General features: G+C 45.5%; 18 protein-coding genes and 1 other annotated feature. Of the genes, 11 read left to right on the top strand and 7 right to left on the bottom strand.

The features are described 5' to 3' along the window. Window positions 1-92 precede the first annotated feature (92 nt). Window positions 93-1,226: a winged helix DNA-binding domain-containing protein gene (locus MHH56_RS04125; RefSeq protein WP_339206798.1), complete on the top strand. Its 1,134-nt coding sequence runs from the start codon at window positions 93-95 to the stop codon at window positions 1,224-1,226. Here the strand turns inward: MHH56_RS04125 and MHH56_RS04120 are convergent. Then, on the bottom strand, window positions 1,205-2,434 hold the full coding sequence (locus MHH56_RS04120; protein ID WP_339206796.1) for a DUF418 domain-containing protein: 1,230 nt from the start codon (window positions 2,432-2,434) through the stop codon (window positions 1,205-1,207). The genes MHH56_RS04125 and MHH56_RS04120 overlap by 22 nt on opposite strands. Window positions 2,435-2,565: 131 nt before the next feature. Here MHH56_RS04120 and MHH56_RS04115 point away from each other — a divergent pair, with 131 nt between their 5' ends. Continuing rightward, window positions 2,566-3,315, top strand: coding sequence for a response regulator transcription factor (locus tag MHH56_RS04115; RefSeq protein WP_339206794.1), 750 nt, complete (start codon window positions 2,566-2,568; stop codon window positions 3,313-3,315). Then, window positions 3,312-5,048 (top strand): HAMP domain-containing sensor histidine kinase, encoded by a 1,737-nt coding sequence (locus tag MHH56_RS04110; RefSeq protein WP_339206793.1) that lies wholly within the window; start codon window positions 3,312-3,314, stop codon window positions 5,046-5,048. Before MHH56_RS04115 ends, MHH56_RS04110 begins: the two co-directional genes overlap by 4 nt. 44 nt (window positions 5,049-5,092) lie before the next feature. Here the strand turns inward: MHH56_RS04110 and MHH56_RS04105 are convergent, their stop codons facing one another. Continuing rightward, window positions 5,093-6,280, bottom strand: a complete 1,188-nt coding sequence (locus MHH56_RS04105; protein WP_339206791.1) for an aminotransferase class I/II-fold pyridoxal phosphate-dependent enzyme — start codon at window positions 6,278-6,280, stop codon at window positions 5,093-5,095. A 52-nt stretch (window positions 6,281-6,332) separates the two neighbouring features. Then, window positions 6,333-6,570, bottom strand: a binding site (T-box leader). A 244-nt stretch (window positions 6,571-6,814) separates the two neighbouring features. Here MHH56_RS04105 and MHH56_RS04100 point away from each other — a divergent pair. Beyond that, window positions 6,815-7,528 (top strand): methyltransferase domain-containing protein, encoded by a 714-nt coding sequence (locus MHH56_RS04100; RefSeq protein ID WP_339206789.1) that lies wholly within the window; start codon window positions 6,815-6,817, stop codon window positions 7,526-7,528. 79 nt (window positions 7,529-7,607) lie between these two features. Beyond that, a complete protein-coding gene (locus MHH56_RS04095; RefSeq protein ID WP_339206787.1) occupies window positions 7,608-7,946 on the top strand; it encodes a hypothetical protein in 339 nt (112 codons plus the stop codon). Between the two features lie 164 nt (window positions 7,947-8,110). Here the strand turns inward: MHH56_RS04095 and MHH56_RS04090 are convergent, their stop codons facing one another. The 5 genes from MHH56_RS04090 to MHH56_RS04070 form a co-directional block, all read right to left on the bottom strand. Continuing rightward, entirely contained in the window at window positions 8,111-8,326 is a 216-nt protein-coding gene (locus MHH56_RS04090) for a hypothetical protein (protein ID WP_076268805.1), read from the bottom strand. A 243-nt stretch (window positions 8,327-8,569) separates the two neighbouring features. Further along, complete coding sequence (locus tag MHH56_RS04085; RefSeq protein WP_076268804.1) at window positions 8,570-9,250, bottom strand: S-layer homology domain-containing protein; 681 nt, start codon at window positions 9,248-9,250, stop codon at window positions 8,570-8,572. A 72-nt stretch (window positions 9,251-9,322) separates the two neighbouring features. Beyond that, window positions 9,323-10,522, bottom strand: a complete 1,200-nt coding sequence (locus MHH56_RS04080; protein ID WP_339206782.1) for an MFS transporter — start codon at window positions 10,520-10,522, stop codon at window positions 9,323-9,325. 39 nt (window positions 10,523-10,561) lie between these two features. After that, on the bottom strand, window positions 10,562-11,689 hold the full coding sequence (locus MHH56_RS04075) for a Gfo/Idh/MocA family oxidoreductase (RefSeq protein ID WP_339206781.1): 1,128 nt from the start codon (window positions 11,687-11,689) through the stop codon (window positions 10,562-10,564). After that, window positions 11,682-12,515: a TIM barrel protein gene (locus MHH56_RS04070; protein WP_339206780.1), complete on the bottom strand. Its 834-nt coding sequence runs from the start codon at window positions 12,513-12,515 to the stop codon at window positions 11,682-11,684. Before MHH56_RS04070 ends, MHH56_RS04075 begins: the two co-directional genes overlap by 8 nt. 358 nt (window positions 12,516-12,873) lie before the next feature. Between MHH56_RS04070 and MHH56_RS04065 the strand changes: the two genes are divergently transcribed. The 6 genes from MHH56_RS04065 to MHH56_RS04040 all read left to right on the top strand — a co-directional run bounded on the left by MHH56_RS04065 (window position 12,874) and on the right by MHH56_RS04040 (window position 18,805). Further along, window positions 12,874-14,274, top strand: a complete 1,401-nt coding sequence (locus MHH56_RS04065; RefSeq protein WP_339206778.1) for a stalk domain-containing protein — start codon at window positions 12,874-12,876, stop codon at window positions 14,272-14,274. Window positions 14,275-14,293: 19 nt separating this feature from the next. Continuing rightward, window positions 14,294-15,157 carry a phosphate ABC transporter substrate-binding protein gene (locus MHH56_RS04060; protein ID WP_076268799.1) on the top strand — a complete coding sequence of 288 codons (864 nt, stop codon included), beginning with the start codon at window positions 14,294-14,296 and terminating at the stop codon, window positions 15,155-15,157. A gap of 164 nt (window positions 15,158-15,321) precedes the next feature. Next, window positions 15,322-16,284, top strand: a complete 963-nt coding sequence (pstC, locus tag MHH56_RS04055; protein WP_076268798.1) for a phosphate ABC transporter permease subunit PstC — start codon at window positions 15,322-15,324, stop codon at window positions 16,282-16,284. Continuing rightward, window positions 16,281-17,189: a phosphate ABC transporter permease PstA gene (pstA, locus tag MHH56_RS04050; RefSeq protein ID WP_339206775.1), complete on the top strand. Its 909-nt coding sequence runs from the start codon at window positions 16,281-16,283 to the stop codon at window positions 17,187-17,189. The genes pstC and pstA overlap by 4 nt, the downstream gene beginning before the upstream one ends. Before the next feature lie 253 nt (window positions 17,190-17,442). Continuing rightward, window positions 17,443-17,934 (top strand): DUF1648 domain-containing protein, encoded by a 492-nt coding sequence (locus MHH56_RS04045; RefSeq protein ID WP_339206773.1) that lies wholly within the window; start codon window positions 17,443-17,445, stop codon window positions 17,932-17,934. 94 nt (window positions 17,935-18,028) lie between these two features. Continuing rightward, complete coding sequence (locus tag MHH56_RS04040) at window positions 18,029-18,805, top strand: 3'-5' exonuclease (RefSeq protein WP_339206772.1); 777 nt, start codon at window positions 18,029-18,031, stop codon at window positions 18,803-18,805. Window positions 18,806-18,887 lie beyond the last annotated feature (82 nt).

Raw genomic sequence — 18,887 nt, 5'->3', positions numbered from 1 at the left:
GGCTTCATTCGCACCGGTCGAGGGGGATTTTTTGTATACTAAAGTGAACAATGAAAAATAACTGAATCGTAAATAGAGAGGGGATTCATTGCATGGCTTCATCTAAGCGAGCAAAGAATGCAGCAGCACCTATTTTAGGAATGCGCCAATTAAATAGAGCTTTGCTTGAGCGGCAAATGCTGCTGCGAAGATCCAATATATCCGTGCTGGAGGCGATCCAGCATTTGGTTGCCATTCAGTCACAAGCGCCTAACCCGCCCTATTTTGCGTTATGGACACGGCTTGAGAACTTCCGACAGGAGCAGCTCTCTAGGCTCATCACGGAGCGTCAAGTCGTGCGCATTGCTCTCATGCGCTCTACGATTCATCTGGTCAGTGCGCGTGACGGTTTGGAATTGCGGCCCTTGCTTCAACCTGCTTTAGAAAAAGGCATGTTTAGTACATACGGTAAGATGCTGCAAAACGTAGACCTCGAAGCTATAAGTGAAGCAGGTCGCGCTTTAGTGGAGGAGCAGCCTCGCACATTCAACGAACTCGGCAATCTACTCGCGTTAGAGTGGCCTAATGTTGACCCCTCTGCCCTTAGCGCTGCCATTCGTACTCTCGTCCCGCTCGTCCAAATCCCGCCTCGCGGTGTATGGGGACTTAGTGGTCAAGCAACACATACATCTGCGGAAGCTTGGCTAGGTCAATCGCTTGCGAACTCTCCTTCCCTCGAGACGATGCTGCTGCGTTACCTTGGCGCCTTTGGCCCCGCAACCATTAAGGATATACAAGTTTGGTCTGGGCTAAGCAAGCTCCGCGAGACTATTGAACAGCTGCGTCCAAGCCTGCGTACCTTCTCCGACGAGAAGGGAAATGAGCTGTTTGATTTGCCGGATGCTCCCTTGCCGCCCGGCGACACGATAGCTCCGCCGCGTTTTCTATCCGAGTTCGATAATATGCTGCTCTCCTACTCTGACCGCAGCCGCATTTTGGAAGAAAAATATAAACCGCTCGTATTCACGATTAACGGCATTATTCGCTCTACATTTTTAATAGACGGATTCGTACGCGGCACGTGGAAGATAGAACAAAACAACGAAACCGCTGCACTCATCATTCAATCATTTGAGAAGTTAAGCCCAGCTGATCATGATGATTTAGTGGAAGAAGGCCAAAAGCTGCTCACATTCGCTGCAGGCAGCTCCCTCTCGCATGATATTCAGTTCATAGCGCTAAAATAAGTATGATCCGCAGCCTGTGCATCTGCTGCTTTTTTCGAAACCCGAGCTTTTCCGCTAAACGACCAATATGTTGCAATGCGAAGCAGTCGCTCAAATGGGCCATTTTTGAACCAGAACAGGATGAAGCTGGACACAACGGCTTGAACGGTATAAATGGCTATGCCAAGCAGTACGCCGTTAAGCACACCGATTTCTCCAAACCAACCGAACGCATATCCATAAAATATAGTGGTACAAATCACCGTCTGCATTAAATAGTTGGTCATGGACATTCGTCCAACCGATTCAAATGCCATGATGATATAGGATCGTTTAGATAAAAAGGACATGACGAACGCAAGACCAAAAATATACCCAAAGGCCAGCAATTGTCCGCCCAAACTCAATAATACGCCGCTCCAAGCCCACTCTGGTTGAGGCACTGCCACGCCTTTCGATAATAGACCCAGCGGCAGCAAAATACCGCCGATCCACGCATATCTGCGTCTCTCTCGCTTCGGATTATGGAACCATTGCTTATTCGCAGCTGCAATTCCAAACAAAAACATTGGCAGCAGCATAAATGGCATCATAACTACAAGCACCGCCATGACTGCCGCAGGTATTTCTAATGGATCCTCATCTTGGCGGAAGTTCATAATTTCTTGATAGGTCCCTTCCCCGTACACCATTTTGGATTCTACCACATATTCCTGCATGCGAGCTTTCTCTTCTGGTTTATCCTTCTCCATTCCGAAGCTTATGCCCGCCATTAAGACACTCAAAATTACTCCCCATATCATAAGCGTCTTTGGCTTCTGTTTGATAAACAACAATAAGCAAAAACCGGCGATCCCATATGCAAGTAGAATATCGCCCTCCCAAAGGAGCATGCTATGCAAAAGCCCAAGTCCTATTAGCATAAAAAAGCGCCGTACCATATACCTCGCCGGCTTGAGCCCCTTGGCCACTAGTCCTTCGCGCAGCTTAAAGAGACTGTAGCCGAACAAAAACATAAAGATTGGCATAAAGCTGCCTTCCACCGCTACCTTGAGAACTTGATGCGTTACCTCATCTGTAGGAGTAGGATTAAATAGCTGCATTTCCTCTTTCCCATAAATGCCATATTGAAAAATAAGCATGTTCGCCAGCAGGATGCCAAGCAAGCAGAACCCTCTAATCGCATCAATAACGCGAATTCGCTGTCCCATTTCATTTTGATTTATCATTCCCATCACCTCTTACCCCATCATAAAGATTCCAATTGAACAGCGAACAAACGGAATCATAACAGCAGCTTAATTTTTTTCAATTTTGTTCAACAGATGTTAAGGTTGGTGTGCTAGCATAAAACGGGGTGATGAACATGAACAAAATTGTCATAGTGGAAGATGAACCTTCTATTGTAAAAATGCTGCAGCTGGTGCTCCAAAAGGAAGGCTTCCAGCATATCCATACGGCAGGAACCTGCCAAGAAGCTCTCGATACGATCGCTCGATACGGAGCCGATATCGTGCTGCTGGATGTGATGCTGCCCGACGGCAGCGGATTTGAGCTTTGCTCAAAAATTAGACAGCTGGGCAATCCGCATATCTTATTTTTAACCGCCAAAGCATCCGATCTCGATATTCTGACCGGATTTGCGATGGGCGGCGATGACTATATCACAAAACCATTTAATCCATTGGAGATTGCAGCTCGCATTAAAGCAAGGCTGCGCCGCATGGAAGAGGCGGAATCACTTCCACCGCATTCAACATTTGCTCCATCCGTATCTGCTGCCACTGCCCCTCATCTAACCTACCGTTATGGCCGTTTTCAGTTAAATGAAGCAGCTGGGGAATTATTAGTAGATAATCAGCCCGTATCATGCCCTGCACAGGTTTTTCAGCTGTTGCTGTATTTCTGCAAAAACCCCGGCATCGTCTTCTCGAAAGGTCAGCTTTATGAAGCGGTATGGGGCATTGACGGATTAGGGGACGACAACACGGTTATGGTTCACATCAGGCGAATTCGCGAAAGAATTGAATATGATCCCAGTATGCCGACGCATCTGCTTACCGTTCGTGGTCTCGGCTACAAATTAGTTAAGGAGCCTGTAAGCCTATGAAGGTTCAACGCCGAATGGCCTTTCATTTTACATATCAGCTCGTCGTGTATTCCATTCTCATATTCGTTGCGATGATCGTGCTGTTTCTTGTCCTTATTAATAGAATTACGAACGAGGATCTCAAACGGAACTTTCCCGCCGGCGCGCTTAGTTCCATTGTCGCGGAAACCGACTATTCGAAAAAAGAGATTAAGATGTCGACGCACTGGAAGGAGCTCATTGAAGAGCGTGATATGTGGCTGCAAGTCGTGAACGCCAAAGGGCAGGTTATTTATTCGGTCCATACGCCGAAAGAGCAGCCGACTTCTTATTCGATTACGCAGCTTATAGCCATCCAGCAATCCGAAAAATCCGGTATCTATACCGTCGATAACGAGCTCGATCTGACGTATTCTACTCCGCTGCTCTTTCTTCTTGGTTACAAAAATCCGCAGCAAGAGAAGCTGACTGCATGGTATATGGCATACCATCAGAATGGTCTAGTAAATGAGGCATATAAGAATGACCTGCTCACCGAGCTAAGGAAAACAAACAGCTTTTTGCTAATCGTAGACCAAGCTGGCCAAAGTGTTCAAACAATTGGAGACCAGACTTCTGCTATCGATGTATATGAGCCGCTGGAAGTGCTGACTATGCAGCAAAAGCCTGGTGATTATGATACGAACATCTTTGTGTACCAGCCTGAAAATAGTGATATGACTTGGATTTTGCACACACCAAACGAACGAATAACATATACGAAGCAGCCCATCCTATCGGAAGCTATACGCATCTTCATTTGGATAGGAGGCTCGTTACTTCTCCTTTCACTAGCTATCTCGTTTTGGCACGGGTATCGATACGGTCAGCCGCTCATCCTATTCGCCGGTTGGTTCGAGCGGATGGGCAATGGACGGTATGACGAGGTGCTTACGCCAAAGGATCGCAAAAAGGTATTCCGTCGCACCGGCAAGCTGCGCATTCGCTACCGCCTTTACCGGGAAGTGATTGCGGCTTTCTACCAAATGGCCGAGCGGCTGGCGCAAACGGAGAAGGATCGGCGCCAGCTTGAGAAAACGAGAGAGGAATGGATGACTGGCATTTCGCATGATTTGCGCACGCCGCTCTCCACCATTCAAGGCTACGGCTATATATTGGAAAGCTCCCCTGCGCAGTGGAGTGATGAAGAGCTTCAGGACATGGGCAAAATGATTCGCGAAAAAAGCAGCTATATGCTGGAGCTTATGAATGACTTTTCGCATATTTATCAAATAAAACATGGAACCGTTCATATGGATCGACATGAATTTGAGCTCGGCGAGCTGGTTAGACGCTCAGTACTCAAATATGTGAACGATGCTACGCTTGCCGAGGTCGACTTCCTTTATGAGGGAGACGAGCTGCCTGTCAGCCTTTATGGCAATCCGAAGTGGATACAGCGGCTAATGGATAATCTGCTGTCGAACGCCGTGAAACATAATCCTACAGGCATAACTATTACGGTAACCTGCGGCATGCTGAATGATGATGCCTACATCCGCGTTTCCGACAACGGAAGAGGCATGGATGAGGCCACTGTCAACAAGCTGTTCGAAAGGTATTACCGCGGGACGAATACAGAAGAATCAAGCAGCGGTACTGGCCTTGGCATGAGCATCGCCAAAATGATCGTAGAAGCACATCAAGGCCGAATCGAGGTGCGCTCTGCGATTGGCGAAGGCACCTCGATCAGTATTTATTTTCCAAGCGATTGATCCGCTCGTTTGGGCTGTGAGGGAGCCTCTGCTGGCTCCCTTCTTTATTTTCCAGACATACCCGCTGCCCTCAAGCAGCGGTCCATACGCTCAAGCGCTTCGTTTAGCCTTGATACAGAGGATGCATAGGAGCAGCGAATGAAGCCCTCTCCTCCAAGGCCGAACACATGCCCAGGCACTGTAGCAACACTGGCATCAAACAATAGCTTTTGCGCAAATGCATCGGAAGTAAGTCCCGTATGCGCAATAGAAGGGAAAGCATAAAACGCGCCCAGCGGCTCATGGCAGGGTAGACCAATTTCCCTTAGGCCCTTAACAAACATCCGTCTGCGCTGCGCATAAGCCTCAATCATCCTGTCCTTTTCCTCTAAGCCATTGCGAAGTGATTCGATCGCCGCAACCTGCCCAATAATTGGTGCGCACATGACGGTATACTGATGAATTTTGAGCATCGCTGCAATCAGCTCCGGATGACCGCAAGCATAACCGATTCTCCACCCTGTCATTGCAAAAGCTTTGGAGAAGCCGCTAATAAGCAGCGTTCTGTCCCGCATGCCTGGCAGTGAAGCGAAGCTTACATGTTTCGCATCGTAGGTCAGCTCCGCATAAATTTCATCGGATATAACGATTATATTATTTTCTTCCACGACCTTAGCAACAGGAAGCCACTCTTCATAGGTCATGATAGCCCCTGTCGGGTTGTTCGGATAGTTTAAAATAAGCACCTTCGAGTGCGGAGTAATGACGGCTTTCAGGGCTTCTGCTGTTAGTTTGAAATGATCCTCAGCGAACGTTTCAACCTCAATGACCTTGCCGCCATTTAACTGCGCGATCGGCGCATAGGCAATATAGCTAGGAACAGGAACAATAATTTCATCCTCTGGCGATATTAACGCCCGCAGTGCAAGATCAATGGCTTCACTGCCTCCAACGGTAACAAGCACTTCATTCGATGGTTCGTATTTCACTTGGAACCCATTGTATAAATAATTGGCGATCTCTTCTCTAAGCTCAATAAGCCCTGCATTTGAAGTGTAGGAGGTTTTGCCCTGCTCTAGCGCACGGACGCAAGCCGCTCTTACATGCTCAGGCGTAACGAAGTCAGGCTCTCCAACGCCAAGCGAAATAATATCCTTATTGCCTTCAGCCAAGCTAAAAAATTTACGAATGCCCGAAGGCGGAATTTGCTGCACCATTGGTGAAATCATTTTGCTCATCGACCAAGTCTCCATTACTTTTCCTCCTAAAATATGGATAAAAAACAAAAAAAGAGACCCATCCCTATAAAGGGACGAGTCTCTACCCGTGTTACCACCCTAGTTTCACGCCAAAAGCGCGACACTCTGCTCATGTATCTAGCAATACATGTTCCCGTTAACGCTGGAAATGCGGCAGAGCTTACTCTCGTTCAGCCTGCTTCTCGGAGATGGCTTTCCGCTACTACCCGAACGTTGGTTTTCAGCTGCCCCAACTCTCTGTTCGATCAGGCCCATAACGTACTCTTTCTCGTCATCGAATGTAAAAGCTATTTAACTTGCCATATGTGTTCATCAGTGATCTTAAAATTTTACCAATCGTACCATCAAAAACTCGGATACGCAATACCCATTTTTTAACGGATTGAAATCGATTCATTCATAGTTTAAAACTATAAAGTATATTCATATTATATATTTCCATTATGAAATAATCATCTATAACATACTGTTTAACTCAAGTGAAAATGAAAAATCAGCACTCAGCCCAATATTCGAGGAGGAATTATTGTGAATGAAAATGTGAAAAAACAGTTTGATGCTGTCGCGCCTGAATATGACCGTCAGCGCCGCCAACTGATCCCCTGCTTTGATGATTTTTACAGCATAGCAACCGACTTGGTTCACTGTGATAGCGATGCCCCGCGTATACTCGACTTAGGTGCCGGAACAGGGCTTTTCTCGTCTATGATTCGCAACAAATACCCAAATGCCAATCTTACTCTTATCGATTTGAGCGAAGAAATGCTAAAGGAGGCGCAATCTCGCTTCGGAGCTGACCCATTAGTCAGCTATATAGCTGCTGATTACTCAATCTATCCTTATACGGAAAAATACGATGCCATCATCTCCTCCTTGTCCATCCATCACTTATCGCATCCAGCAAAACGCGACTTATTTCATACTGTTCATCAGCTTTTAAAAGAAGGCGGCAGCTTCGTTAATGCTGATCAAGCAGCGGGTACAACCGCTTATTGGAATCAATATTATATGTCGCAATGGACAACAGCCATCCGGCAAAGCGGGTTAACCACAGGTGCAATCGAAGCGGCCATCCAGCGCCGAAGCGTCGACATTAATGCCACTGTAGAGGATCAGCTTAGATGGCTGAGTGAGGCTGGTTTTGTTCATTCCGACTGCGTATATAAAAATAATGGCTTCGCTGTTTTTGCAGCATTTAAACGTAAATCCCATTTCGAACTGAATGGGACAAAAACACAATAATTACAAATTGCTTGCATTCCCTTTAATTCCTAGTATAATACTAGGTATATAAACAAAACGGAGATTGGAGCTGACCAGCATGACTTATTCCGAGAAACAAATTGCAGCAAAATGGGTTGATGATTATTTAGATCTTTATAACTTTGCTGTAATGATCGGAGATGCAGAGTGGCAGCAACAAATCCTTCAAAACCTGCGCTCCAAAGATAACCATATCCGCCTTGAAATCGAGCATGGCATTCGTGTTGATCTATGGCTTCGCTTCGATCAAATCAATCGTAAAATGCTTGATATTTACGAGCAGCTTCGGAATGCACATAATTCGGAGCAGCAGATTCAGCTAAGAGAAAAGGTTTGGGAGTTTAAGCTTCAACGGGTTATGATTGCCAGCAAGCTGAAAGCCCACTATGCGTTATAAGGCGAAGGTTCGAGGCGCAATTGTGAAGGTCTAGAAATAAAAAAAAGCCTGCATGCAGTTGGCTGCTCTGCTTAGCTATGTAGGAAAAAACGATATACGACGGCATGCCGCGAACAGCTCTGCCGATTATACTAACCTCTATGAATGGTCAGATTCATAGATGATTACATCGATACTTGCTCCATGTCACGCATCATTTGCATCATCATCGTGGACATTTCGTCACATTCCTGCATCTTCATCATCATCATGTTCATATCCATGTTGTCCATCATTTTCATTTCCATCATCATGTCCATCATCATCTTCATGGATTTCATCTTGCACATCATTTCATCCATGCACATGTTCATCATCATTTGCATTGCCATCTTTTCCATTACCGTTCACCTCCCAAAAGTTTCCTATACAGAAGATACTACAGCCTTGAATTAATTTCAAGGTTTTTTTACATTTATTATTGATTTTTCAAAATAAAATGTGATATAAATAAAGATTACTCTTTTATATCTTATTACTCCGCTTGGAATTATCGCGTTGCTAGGAAAAATAATTTTAAAATAAAAAGGCAGTTAAGGAGGCTGAAATAATCCTCAATTAACTGCCTTTCCCTATTTCATTTTTTATTCAGCTGCTCCCTGCTCAGGTTCCGCCTTTTCCTTATGCGCCTCAATAAAGCTTTGTGTATCATACAGCATTCCTGCCGCTTCAGCACGGGTTAAAACATGCGCTGGATCAAAGTTGCCCTTCTCATCTAGAGACGCAATCTTGTATAGCAGTGAACGCTGAATGGTTCCTTGATACGCCGTCGTAATATCCTTTTCGTCTTGGATATTAATAAACATTTTGATCGTCGGATATTGACCGGTAAGTTCTAACGCTTGAACAAGATAATGCGTGAACTGTTCTTTCGTAAGTGGCGCTTGCGGATCAATATCAGCCGGGATGTCCAAACCGTTGTAGTGTGCAATGATGAAATCCTCCGCGTACCACGCATCGTTTTTCACCTTTGTATAGAAACCATCAGCGGTAGGCGCACTAGAAAAATCAATGGCTGCTAGGCTAATTTGCGTCGTTCTCACGATCAAAGAAATGCCTTGTGCTGCCGTCAAATTATCCTCTGGATGGAATGCCGTATCGCTCACTCCTTTAATAATTCCTTGCTGCTGCAAAGCTTCAATCTTTGCTTTGCTGCCAATGTTTGCGATATCGCCAAATGGAGCCGCCGCGAAGGCTTGTGCTGCAATAGATGTAGAAAGCATGACCGCGACTGCTGTTATGGCTAAACTCCGTCGTTTCCTCATGGTCGTTCACCTCTCCTATAACATGATGTCCATTCTCTTATTCGAACGACCATAAGACAAGAAAGGTTGCAGTTATCCAGCATGAGAGCTTATTTTGCTGCTCGTGCCCACTTCTCTGCGCAGCCGCGCAAACAACAAGAAGAAGCCAACAATCCCGAGCGCAGCCATGACGCTGCATAATTGATACATCGCCTGCGGACCCATTTGCTCAAACACCCAGCCTCCGAGAAAGCCCGCCGCAATACCTGACAAGCCTCCCCAAGTAAGGGCATAAAGCGCTTGTCCGGATGCTCTGAATTCAGCAGGCACAAGCTGTACGGCCAGCTGCGTGCCAATATAATAGTAGCCGCCAAATGTTAAGCAGTGCAGCACTTGGATATAAATAATTTGCTGAGCAGTGTCTGCGTTTGACATCAGGAACCAGCGCAAGGCGAACAGGATGCTGATGACAACGAGGCATAATACCATCGTTTTTGTATTTTTTTTCAAATACCGATCAAGCAGCAAGAAGACTGGAATTTCAAATATGGATGACCAGAAGGCCGACCAACCGATTAAGGAAGCCTCTCCGCCCAATTCCTTAATATACAGCGGGATAAATGTCGTATTCATAGAGTTAGGAATGGAGATCACTAGACCTATGATTAAGAACAACAAGAAGGAACGGTTCACGAACATCGAACGGTAATTAACTTTGCCGGCAGGGGCTGCACCCTTCGCCTCGCCCTTTGGCAGCGTAAACGCAAAAGCAAGCGAGATAAGCATCATGACCGAATAAATAATCCAGAGACGCTCAATGCCAATTTGCCCGATCACAGGACCAGCCACCAAAGCGATAAACGCCCAGCCGAGCGAGCCGAACAACCGAAAAGCGCCAAATTTATGGCTCGTTCCTTCAATGCTGTTCAGAATGAGACTGTTGCTCTGTGAAAATAAAGGCATTTGAAAAAAGAAAAAGAACAGCATACAGGCATAAATGATCGTATACGATTGATATAAAAAGACGAGCTGCATGACAAGCATGCTGCCAATAAGCATCACGATCAGAATTAGCCTGACATTGCGGAATCGATCGCTCAAATAACCCCATAGCGGGTTCGCGATGATGGAAACAATCGGGCCGCCGGCCATTAACGCACCAATCTCAAGCGTAGACATTCCAATGGATTGCAAATAAACAACAAAAAACGTACTGTAGACGGCAATCGCGCCATATACAAAAAAGTTAAACGCTTTAATTAAATGAAATGTACGATTCTGATTCTGATTCATATCCAAGTCCCTCGTCTTGCTCTTTAGCTTAGCACTTCTTTAAAGCTCTACAGCAGAAGTACGTGCGCGTACAATAACTTCGTCCGCGCTAACCTCACGTCCAAGCTCCTCTGACATATAAATGCCTTCGCTAATGAGCATCGTATTCAGCGCGATTTCCGCTGTTGGCAGTAGTGGCACTCTGCCTTGCAGAGCTGCGATCCAGTGATGCTGAGATGAGCTGTAGGCATCCTCATTCTCATATAAGCGATTCCTGCGCAGGTCCATCATATCAAGGTCCAGCGTACTGTCCATATCCATATCACAAACCGTGTTATGGAAGCTGAAGGACTGAGCCCCCGGTCCTGTCTGCTCGTTCGGCAAGCGTACGCCACCCTTGGAACCAGCGATACTGCTGCCCTCGAAGCCGCCAAGATGAACAGCCCACGCTTCTACGATATCAAGCGTCAAACCACCGCTGAACCGAATCAAGCCTGTAGCCAGCTCCTCTACATCAAAGCCGCTTTGTTCCCTTCTCTCTTGCAGCATATCCGTCTCTTGATAAACTTTCCCTGAAATTCTTTCAACCTGCGGGTTGCCTAATAAATAGAGCAGCTGTGCAATGTGATAGACGCCCATGTCGAGCAGCGCGCCGCCTGCCGCTGTTTCCTTGCGCGTAAAATAAGGCGTGCCATAACCATCAACAAACGGTCGATTTCTTCGGCGAAAGCCTGACGAGCGGGCATGGTACAGCTTGCCCAGCATGCCGCCATCAATTAATGTTTTGGCAGCTTTCGTATCTTTACCATATAACGTGTAGAGCTGCACATGCAATTGTTTTCCACATAGCTTCGCAGCATCGACCATAGCCTTGCCATCTGAATAGGTTCCTGCAATCGGCTTCTCACAATAGACATGAAGGCCCGCCTGCAGCGCTGCGATCGTTACCGGTGCATGGAAATTGTTGTGCAGGCACACGTCGACCGCGTCCAAATCATCACGCTTCAGCAGCTCTCTAAAATCAGAGTAGGCATGAGGGATATCATAATGCTCAGCAACTCGTTTAGCTTCTGCTTCATTTAAGTCGCATACAGCAACAAGCTCAGCGCCAGCGATATTTTTATACTTTTCGATATGCATTTTTCCAATTTGTCCTACGCCTATAATGCCAATTCGTATTTTATTCATAGTGCTGAGCCCCTCTGCCTGATTGTTGATCCGCCTCGATCAGAAGCTTCTTCACCTTCGTAATAAGCAGCTCCGTTTCTACGTATTGATTTTTTGGCGCATTATATTCTACTCCCCAATATCCCTTGTACCCTGATTCTTGCAGCATATGGATCGTCTCCAAAGCATGAGTACCGTCAGCAGTTTCTTCGTCAAAATGGGTATGATACGCCCAAGGCGCAACGATGCTGTCTCCTTCTGCTTGATTCTCCTTCCAACGGCCTAAATGAACAAGAAAACCAAAGGCTGGATGATCAACTGCCTCTGCGAGACGTTTCATCTCATTCGGATTTAGTGATGCACCCATATGGTTCTCTGGTCCAATTAGAAAGCCATGGTCAGCCGCATATTGGGAAAACTCCTGGTATCTTTTTACCGTATATTCAAATTGCTCGTCGCTCATTGCTTCCCAGTCCTCGTAGCTGCCTCCCGTATCAATCCGGACGGTTTCCGCACCTAAAATAACGGAAGCTTTCAAATGAAGGAGAGCATTATCATACAAATGCTGTCTCATTTCCTTGTCTGGGTCCCACAAATGAGCACCATCGATCGCAAAATTAACGACCCGCATTTCTTTTTCATCGAGCGCCTCACGTATTTTGCGAATATAGCTTTCCTCGGCCAGCTTCATAATAGGCTTGCTGCTGCGATCTATAAAAAAGCCATTCCACAAATCGACCACATCCATCCGATACCGGTATTTCACCGTTTCCAAATATCCGAAAATATCCATTTTCCCTTCTAAATATGTGTTGTTGAATGAATAACCTCCGATTGAAATGTTCATTGATTGGTCCTCCTATAAGTGAATAGATTTGCGAGCATACCCCCATTATAAACCTCGTTCAAAAAAGACCATGGTGCACTTTCTTCTTATAGTGGGGTAAATTTCTACTATTTCCTTATTAAAAGAAGGAGAATTGGATTTAGGTGGTAATTTTTCTATCTTTACAAATTCGATACAATTTCTAAATATTGGGATGATAATTCATTGTTATGATCAGGTAGAAATAAACGATTCATTACAAAATGTATTGATCTAGCGCTGCCTGGGAGGGATCAAGCCAACCGTATATACTGACCGAGTATGCCTTGGATTGTATTAATAAAAAAAAATACCCATTTGAGAAAGGTGACCCAATTCCATGCAAATGAAAAAAGCAATGGCAATCTCGATGATCGCAGCAGCAATTAGCGCTTCAGCAGTTACTCCGGTATTCGCACAAACCGCTTCAGTAAAGCAAGCTGCACAAATTAGCACAGCAAGCTTTCTAGTAAATGCTAATCCAGTAACCGTTCGTACCGTTGTAGACGGCGGCGTTACACTCGCTTCTGTTCGGGACATGACAAACGCGATCGGCGCGACTCTTCACATCAACAGCGATCATACGGTAGTTGTAAAGTTTGGCGACAAAACGCTGAAGCTAAAAATCGCTGCAAAAACAATTAACATAAACGGTGTTGCAACTGCACTTCAGCATCCAGCTATTGAAGTGGCTTACTCCACTTTCATCGAGCCTACTGCATTCGTTGAGGCACTTGGCGGCACTTACGAAGACAACAACATACATACGGTTCAATTGCTTGATAGCGCTGAGCATGCAATCTGGGTTAACTCCAAACAGCTTATCGTATCGAACACGGCTGGCGAAGGCCGCGAAGATTTCTTAGTTGATGCTGTTACAGGAAAATATGAGCTGCTTCTAGCATCCTCTGACACTTCCGATCTTATTTTGTCTCCTGATGGCAAAAGTGTAGCTTACTCCGATGCAAACGGTGCGGTATTCACAATCGATCTGAGCACAAAACAAGCGAAACAAGTAAGTACGGACAACTCGATCAAAAATGAGCTTCAATGGTCAAAAGACGGTTCTTCCATCTTCTTCTTACAAGGCGACAAAAGCTCTGTCATCGCTAAGCTTGCTATAGCTGACGGTAAAGTATCCAAAGTATTGGAAGATAAAGTAGATTACAAGGCAAACCTTGAAGTATCTGCAGACGGCACTAAATTCGCTTTCTACGTCTTCAAGCAGCCGAAAGTAACGGCAGACAGCAGCAAAGACGTTGAGCTTGATGATGTTGCTATTGACGCAACAGGCACTGAGCCGCAAATCTACTTCTATAATTCTACAGTTGGTGATAATAAACCTGTACAGCTGACAAAAGAAGCAACGGATAAAGTTTTCCTTAAGCTGGCAGCAGACGGCTCCAAAGTAAGCTATGTTAGCGTAAGCTCAGACGAAGCAAGCGTTGGTCAGCTCGTAACGGTGGACAATACAGGCAAAGCAAGCACGCCTCTCTTCGCTGACAAAGACGTTTACCAATTAGTTCAAGGCGGAAGCAAGCTCTATCTGCTTACAGCTGACGGAAACAGCACTAACGCAATCTACGAGATTGACAGTGCTACAGGTACGAACAAACTTGTGCAAACCGTATCGGACAGCGCAACAGAATTAGTCGTATCGGACAGCTCCGATTTCGCAGCACTTATTGATGGTCAATTGGCAGTATCCGTTCAAGGCAAATGGAAAAACATCACAAACTAATTAATGGAGGTCATTCCTAATGAAATGGTTTAAACAATTAACAATCGCAGCGCTTATCGCTGTTATCGGCTTCAGTTCCGTTCCTGCATCAACACCTACGGCTACCGCAGCTAGCAAGCTTAGCGGCAAAATCGTCATCAACGGCTCCTCTGCTCTTCTGCCGTTGACACTTCAAGCATCAAGCGAGTTCAAAAAATTGAATCCAAAAGTAAAAATCTCAGCTTCCGCAGCTGGATCGATTACTGGACCGCAAGCTGTTCGCAAAGGCATCGCAGACATCGGAGCAGTTGACTGGGACGCATCCAAAGATGTTCCAGGCTTCAAAAAATTCGAAGGCCAAGTTGCACATAAAGTAGCTATCATTCCTTTCGCAGCTGTTGTTAACAAAAACGTAACTGCAACAAACCTAACGACTAAAGACTTGCAAGGCATCTTCTCCGGTAAAATCAAAAACTGGAAAGAAGTTGGCGGCAAGGATGCTGATATCATCGTTGTAAACCGTACTTTCGGTTCTGGTACTCGTGTTAACTTCCAAGACAAAGCGCTTGATGGAACAGATTTCATGAGCAAAGGCGACAATTACAAAGAAGTAAAAACAAGCGGCGACATGAAGTCCGCAATTGAAACAACACCAAACGCTATTGGTTACATGGACCTTGCTTATGTAACAGACAAAATGACTGCTGTAAAAATCAACAACATCGAACCAACTGAAGCTAACGTAATTAACGGGAAATACAATGTATGGGGCTATGGCTACTATATGACAAAAGGCGAGCCAACTGGCGCTACAAAGGAATTTATTAAATACGTACAAAGCACAAAATTCCAAAATGGTTCGCTTAAAAAGCTTAAATTCATTCCGATCTCAGCTATTAAATAGTTAAAAACAAGAGGAGCGGTCGGCTTGCGCACAAGAGCGCTTAAGTCGATCGTTCTTTTCTTTCATCGCATGAATCATTATCCCCATTTATATTTTATTGCGAAACATGCTTAGCTGCTCCAATAACAGCTAGGGCGGGTTTCGCACAGAGGAGCCTATAATTTATGTTGGAGTCCACTCATGCTGCAAGGCAGCCGCGTCTCTCTTCTGAGCTCGGCAGCGCGATCTTGACTGGCAGCAGCAAGCCGTTTGACCGGAGATCGCGCTTGTTTTTCACGAATCGTATGTTTCGTTACTTGTGCATAGCAGCAGCCGGTTTTGTTTGTCTCATCCTCTTACTCATATTGCTGCTTATGTTCCGTACCGGAGTTTTGACATTCGGCAACATTTCACTAGCAGATTTCTTCTTTTCCACGGAATGGAATCCCGAAAATGAGCAATACGGCGCGCTTATTTTCATATTCGGCACCTTTGCCCTGACCGCTTTGACGCTATTAATCTGCGTCCCTATTTCCTTAATCATTGCAGTATTTCTGTCTGTCTTTGTACCGCCGTGGCTAAAAAACATGCTCCGTCCGGTTCTTGACCTGCTCGTCGGAATTCCGTCCGTCGTTTATGGCTATTTAGGCTTGACCGTTCTTATTCCTCTGATTCGAAATGTTACCGGAAGCGGAATGGGCGATGGGCTGCTTGCGGCAGCGCTCGTGCTCACAATTATGGTTCTACCTACTGTAAGCCGTATAAGTGATGACGCGATTAGCGCTGTACCAGCCAAATTCAGCGACGCTTCCTATGCGCTAGGCGCTACTCGTTTTCAAACCGTATGGAGAGTACTGCTTCCTTCGGCCAAAAGCGGAATCATGTATGCCGTCATTCTCGGTATGGCGCGTGCAGTCGGCGAGACGATGGCTGTCGTTATGGTTATTGGCAATACGCCTCAACTGGCAGACAGCTTGCTCAAGCCAACCTCCGTTCTTACGAGCAACATCGTTATGCAAATTTCGAATGTTCCTTTTGATTCCACTTGGAACTATGCGCTCTACTTAATGGGCTTCTTGCTCCTCGTTATTTCGCTGCTTATGATCGTTGCCATTCGCTGGCTTCAAAGAAAGGGGTCGCAAGTATGAAACAAGCTTTAGATGTGAATCCATTAGCAAACCCCTTTAGCAGCAAAAAAGGACTTAATCGCTTTAAAGATCGCTTGTTTACAGGTATTGTTTGGTCGTTAGGCATTTTAATCATCGCTTTTATTTTTGGCCTTCTTTTTCTAATTCTTCAGGACGGTCTTCCAAAAATAACATGGGATTTCATATTCGGCTTGCCGAGCGAAATTGAAGAAGGCGGCGGTATCGGCCCTACTCTGCTTAACTCCTTTTACATCTTATTTATCTCTTTGCTCATCTCTATTCCGCTCGGAATGGCAGCTGGCATTTATTTGGCCGAATTTGCACCTGACAATAAGCTCATCGGCTTCGTACGCATTTGCGTGGAAGGACTCGCTTCCGTGCCGTCTATCATTTTCGGCTTGTTCGGTATCGCTCTATTCGTTGAATACTTCGAGATTGGCTTGACCATCCTTGGCGGTGCAGTCAGTCTAGCTTTTCTTAACTTGCCTGTACTAACCCGCGTAACAGAGGAGTCCATTCGTGCAGTACCGAAAGAGCTGAAGAGCGCTTCCTTTGCACTTGGCGGTACGCATTTGCAGACTATTACTCGTGCACTTATTCCAGCTGCGCTTAACGGCATCATTACAGGGATCTGCCTTGTTGCCGGCCGCGCATTCGGCGAAAGCGCCGTAATCATCCTAACTGCTGGTGTTACGACATCTGGTGAAATGTGGGATTTCAGTCTCTTCTCGCCAGGTGCTACACTTGCCGTTCATCTGTGGTATGTACAATCCGAAGCCATTGTTGGCGACGCTCAGGAGATTGCTCAAAAAGCGGCAGCCGTGCTCGTATTCGTTGTCCTGCTGATCAACTTAGTGTTCCGTATCCCGCTTTGGCTGAATTCCCGCCGTATGAAACGCTCTTAAAAACTAAGCGGCTCAAGCTAAAACGCCTACGGCGTCCTTTGACGGAGAAATATAAGCCTTCTATAAATATCAAACTTATAAATTCTTATATTTAAACAAATAAGTGATCGAGCAACTCCAGTCTTAGCCCTCCCCCGGCCTAGGCTGGAGTTTCTTATTTGGAAAATTACTGTAAAAAAGGTTACTATCCGCAAAGCCATACGCTATAATTAATGAGTATGCACATGACTAGAGATAAGGCGGTGCTGCCACTATGGCGAATTTACCTAAGCTTACGATTGCAAAATCAAATCTTGAAAGATGGCATGATGGAATATCGGTTCTACTCCTGCTCTCGTCCGTCATCTATTTGATTGTAAAATGGCCTGATCTTCCGCAGACGATTGCCATTCACTTTAACGGGAGAGGCGAGGCTGACGGATGGGGAAGCAAAGCAGCACTCGTCATTTTACCGATAATCTCATTCCTATTATTTGCTGGGCTTGCGCTTTTACGCAAAATTCCACATGAATTCAATTACATGACCACCATTACAGAGCAAAATGCTCCATACCAATACAAAACCTCCATCCTTCTGCTAAGCTGGATCAAGCTTGAAATTGTAGCCTTATTCGCTTATGTGCAATGGGCTGCCATTCAAGTAGCTTCCGGAGGCGCCTCTAAGCTTGGCATATGGCTGCTTCCTGTGATCCTCGTCATTCTTATTGGCACGATTGTCTTTTATGTGATGAAATCAAAAAAATAAACCTGCTGCGGCGTTCTACCATATTGTAGTTTCCATCTGGATAACTTTTTCTGATAGAATGAATAACACAGGCTATCTATCGGAGGTTAAGATTTTGGACTACATTATATTGGATATTGAATTTAACGGACGAAAATTTGCAAGCGAATTACCTATGGAGGTTATTGAAATTGGCGCGGTTCGTCTCAATAGTTCACTTGAACAGGTAGATGAATTTTCCGCATTGATCAAACCGATCTATTTCTCCAAGCTGAACAGCTTCATTAAGAAAAAAACAGGCATTCCACAGGAAGACATCGACGTAGCAAGCCGTTTTCCGAAAGTAATAGGCGATTTCACCACATGGCTGAAGAAAAGCGACTCCTTCCTGCTGTTCACTTGGGGCGGCGAGGATTTGAAGAGAATCGTCTATGATACGCGCATGCATAAGCTCGATGACAGCTTCTGGATGGCTGCCGATTATTTTGACCTTTTGAAGGGTTACATTCGCTATAAGAACGTAACGAACGATGTCAGCGTCGAAGCTGCGCTCATTGATCTAGAAATCACAGCTGAAGGCTCAGCGCACCGGGCACTCGACGATGCTCGTATGACGGCTGAGGTATTCCGCAAAATATTTGGCGAGCTGGATTTCGAGCTTAAGCAGCAGTTCAAGGATATGTACACGAATGCGAAGGAACGCAGAATGGTTAAAAACGCGATTCGCTCTATGAACGCGCAAAAAATCGTTCCACAATGGGAAGTTTTCGCGGAACGTTATTTAGCAGGCAAAGCCTCATTCGAGGATGTAAGAAAAGTGACGGAGCTTCAGCAGTATTTTGACGCAGAACTCGAGAAGGCTGGGAAAGCTTCAGCCGGACAAGCCGGATAGCCGCAAGAGCTGTTTATGTTTGGTCATAAATATAATAAAGCCCCCTGATCCTTCCATCGCAGATGCTGCAATTGGACTCAGG

This window comes from Paenibacillus sp. FSL K6-3182, assembly GCF_037976325.1.
GTDB lineage: Bacteria > Bacillota > Bacilli > Paenibacillales > Paenibacillaceae > Pristimantibacillus.
The sequence above is the reverse complement of the archived record's forward strand: the minus strand, read 5'-3'. Positions and strand labels throughout refer to the sequence as shown.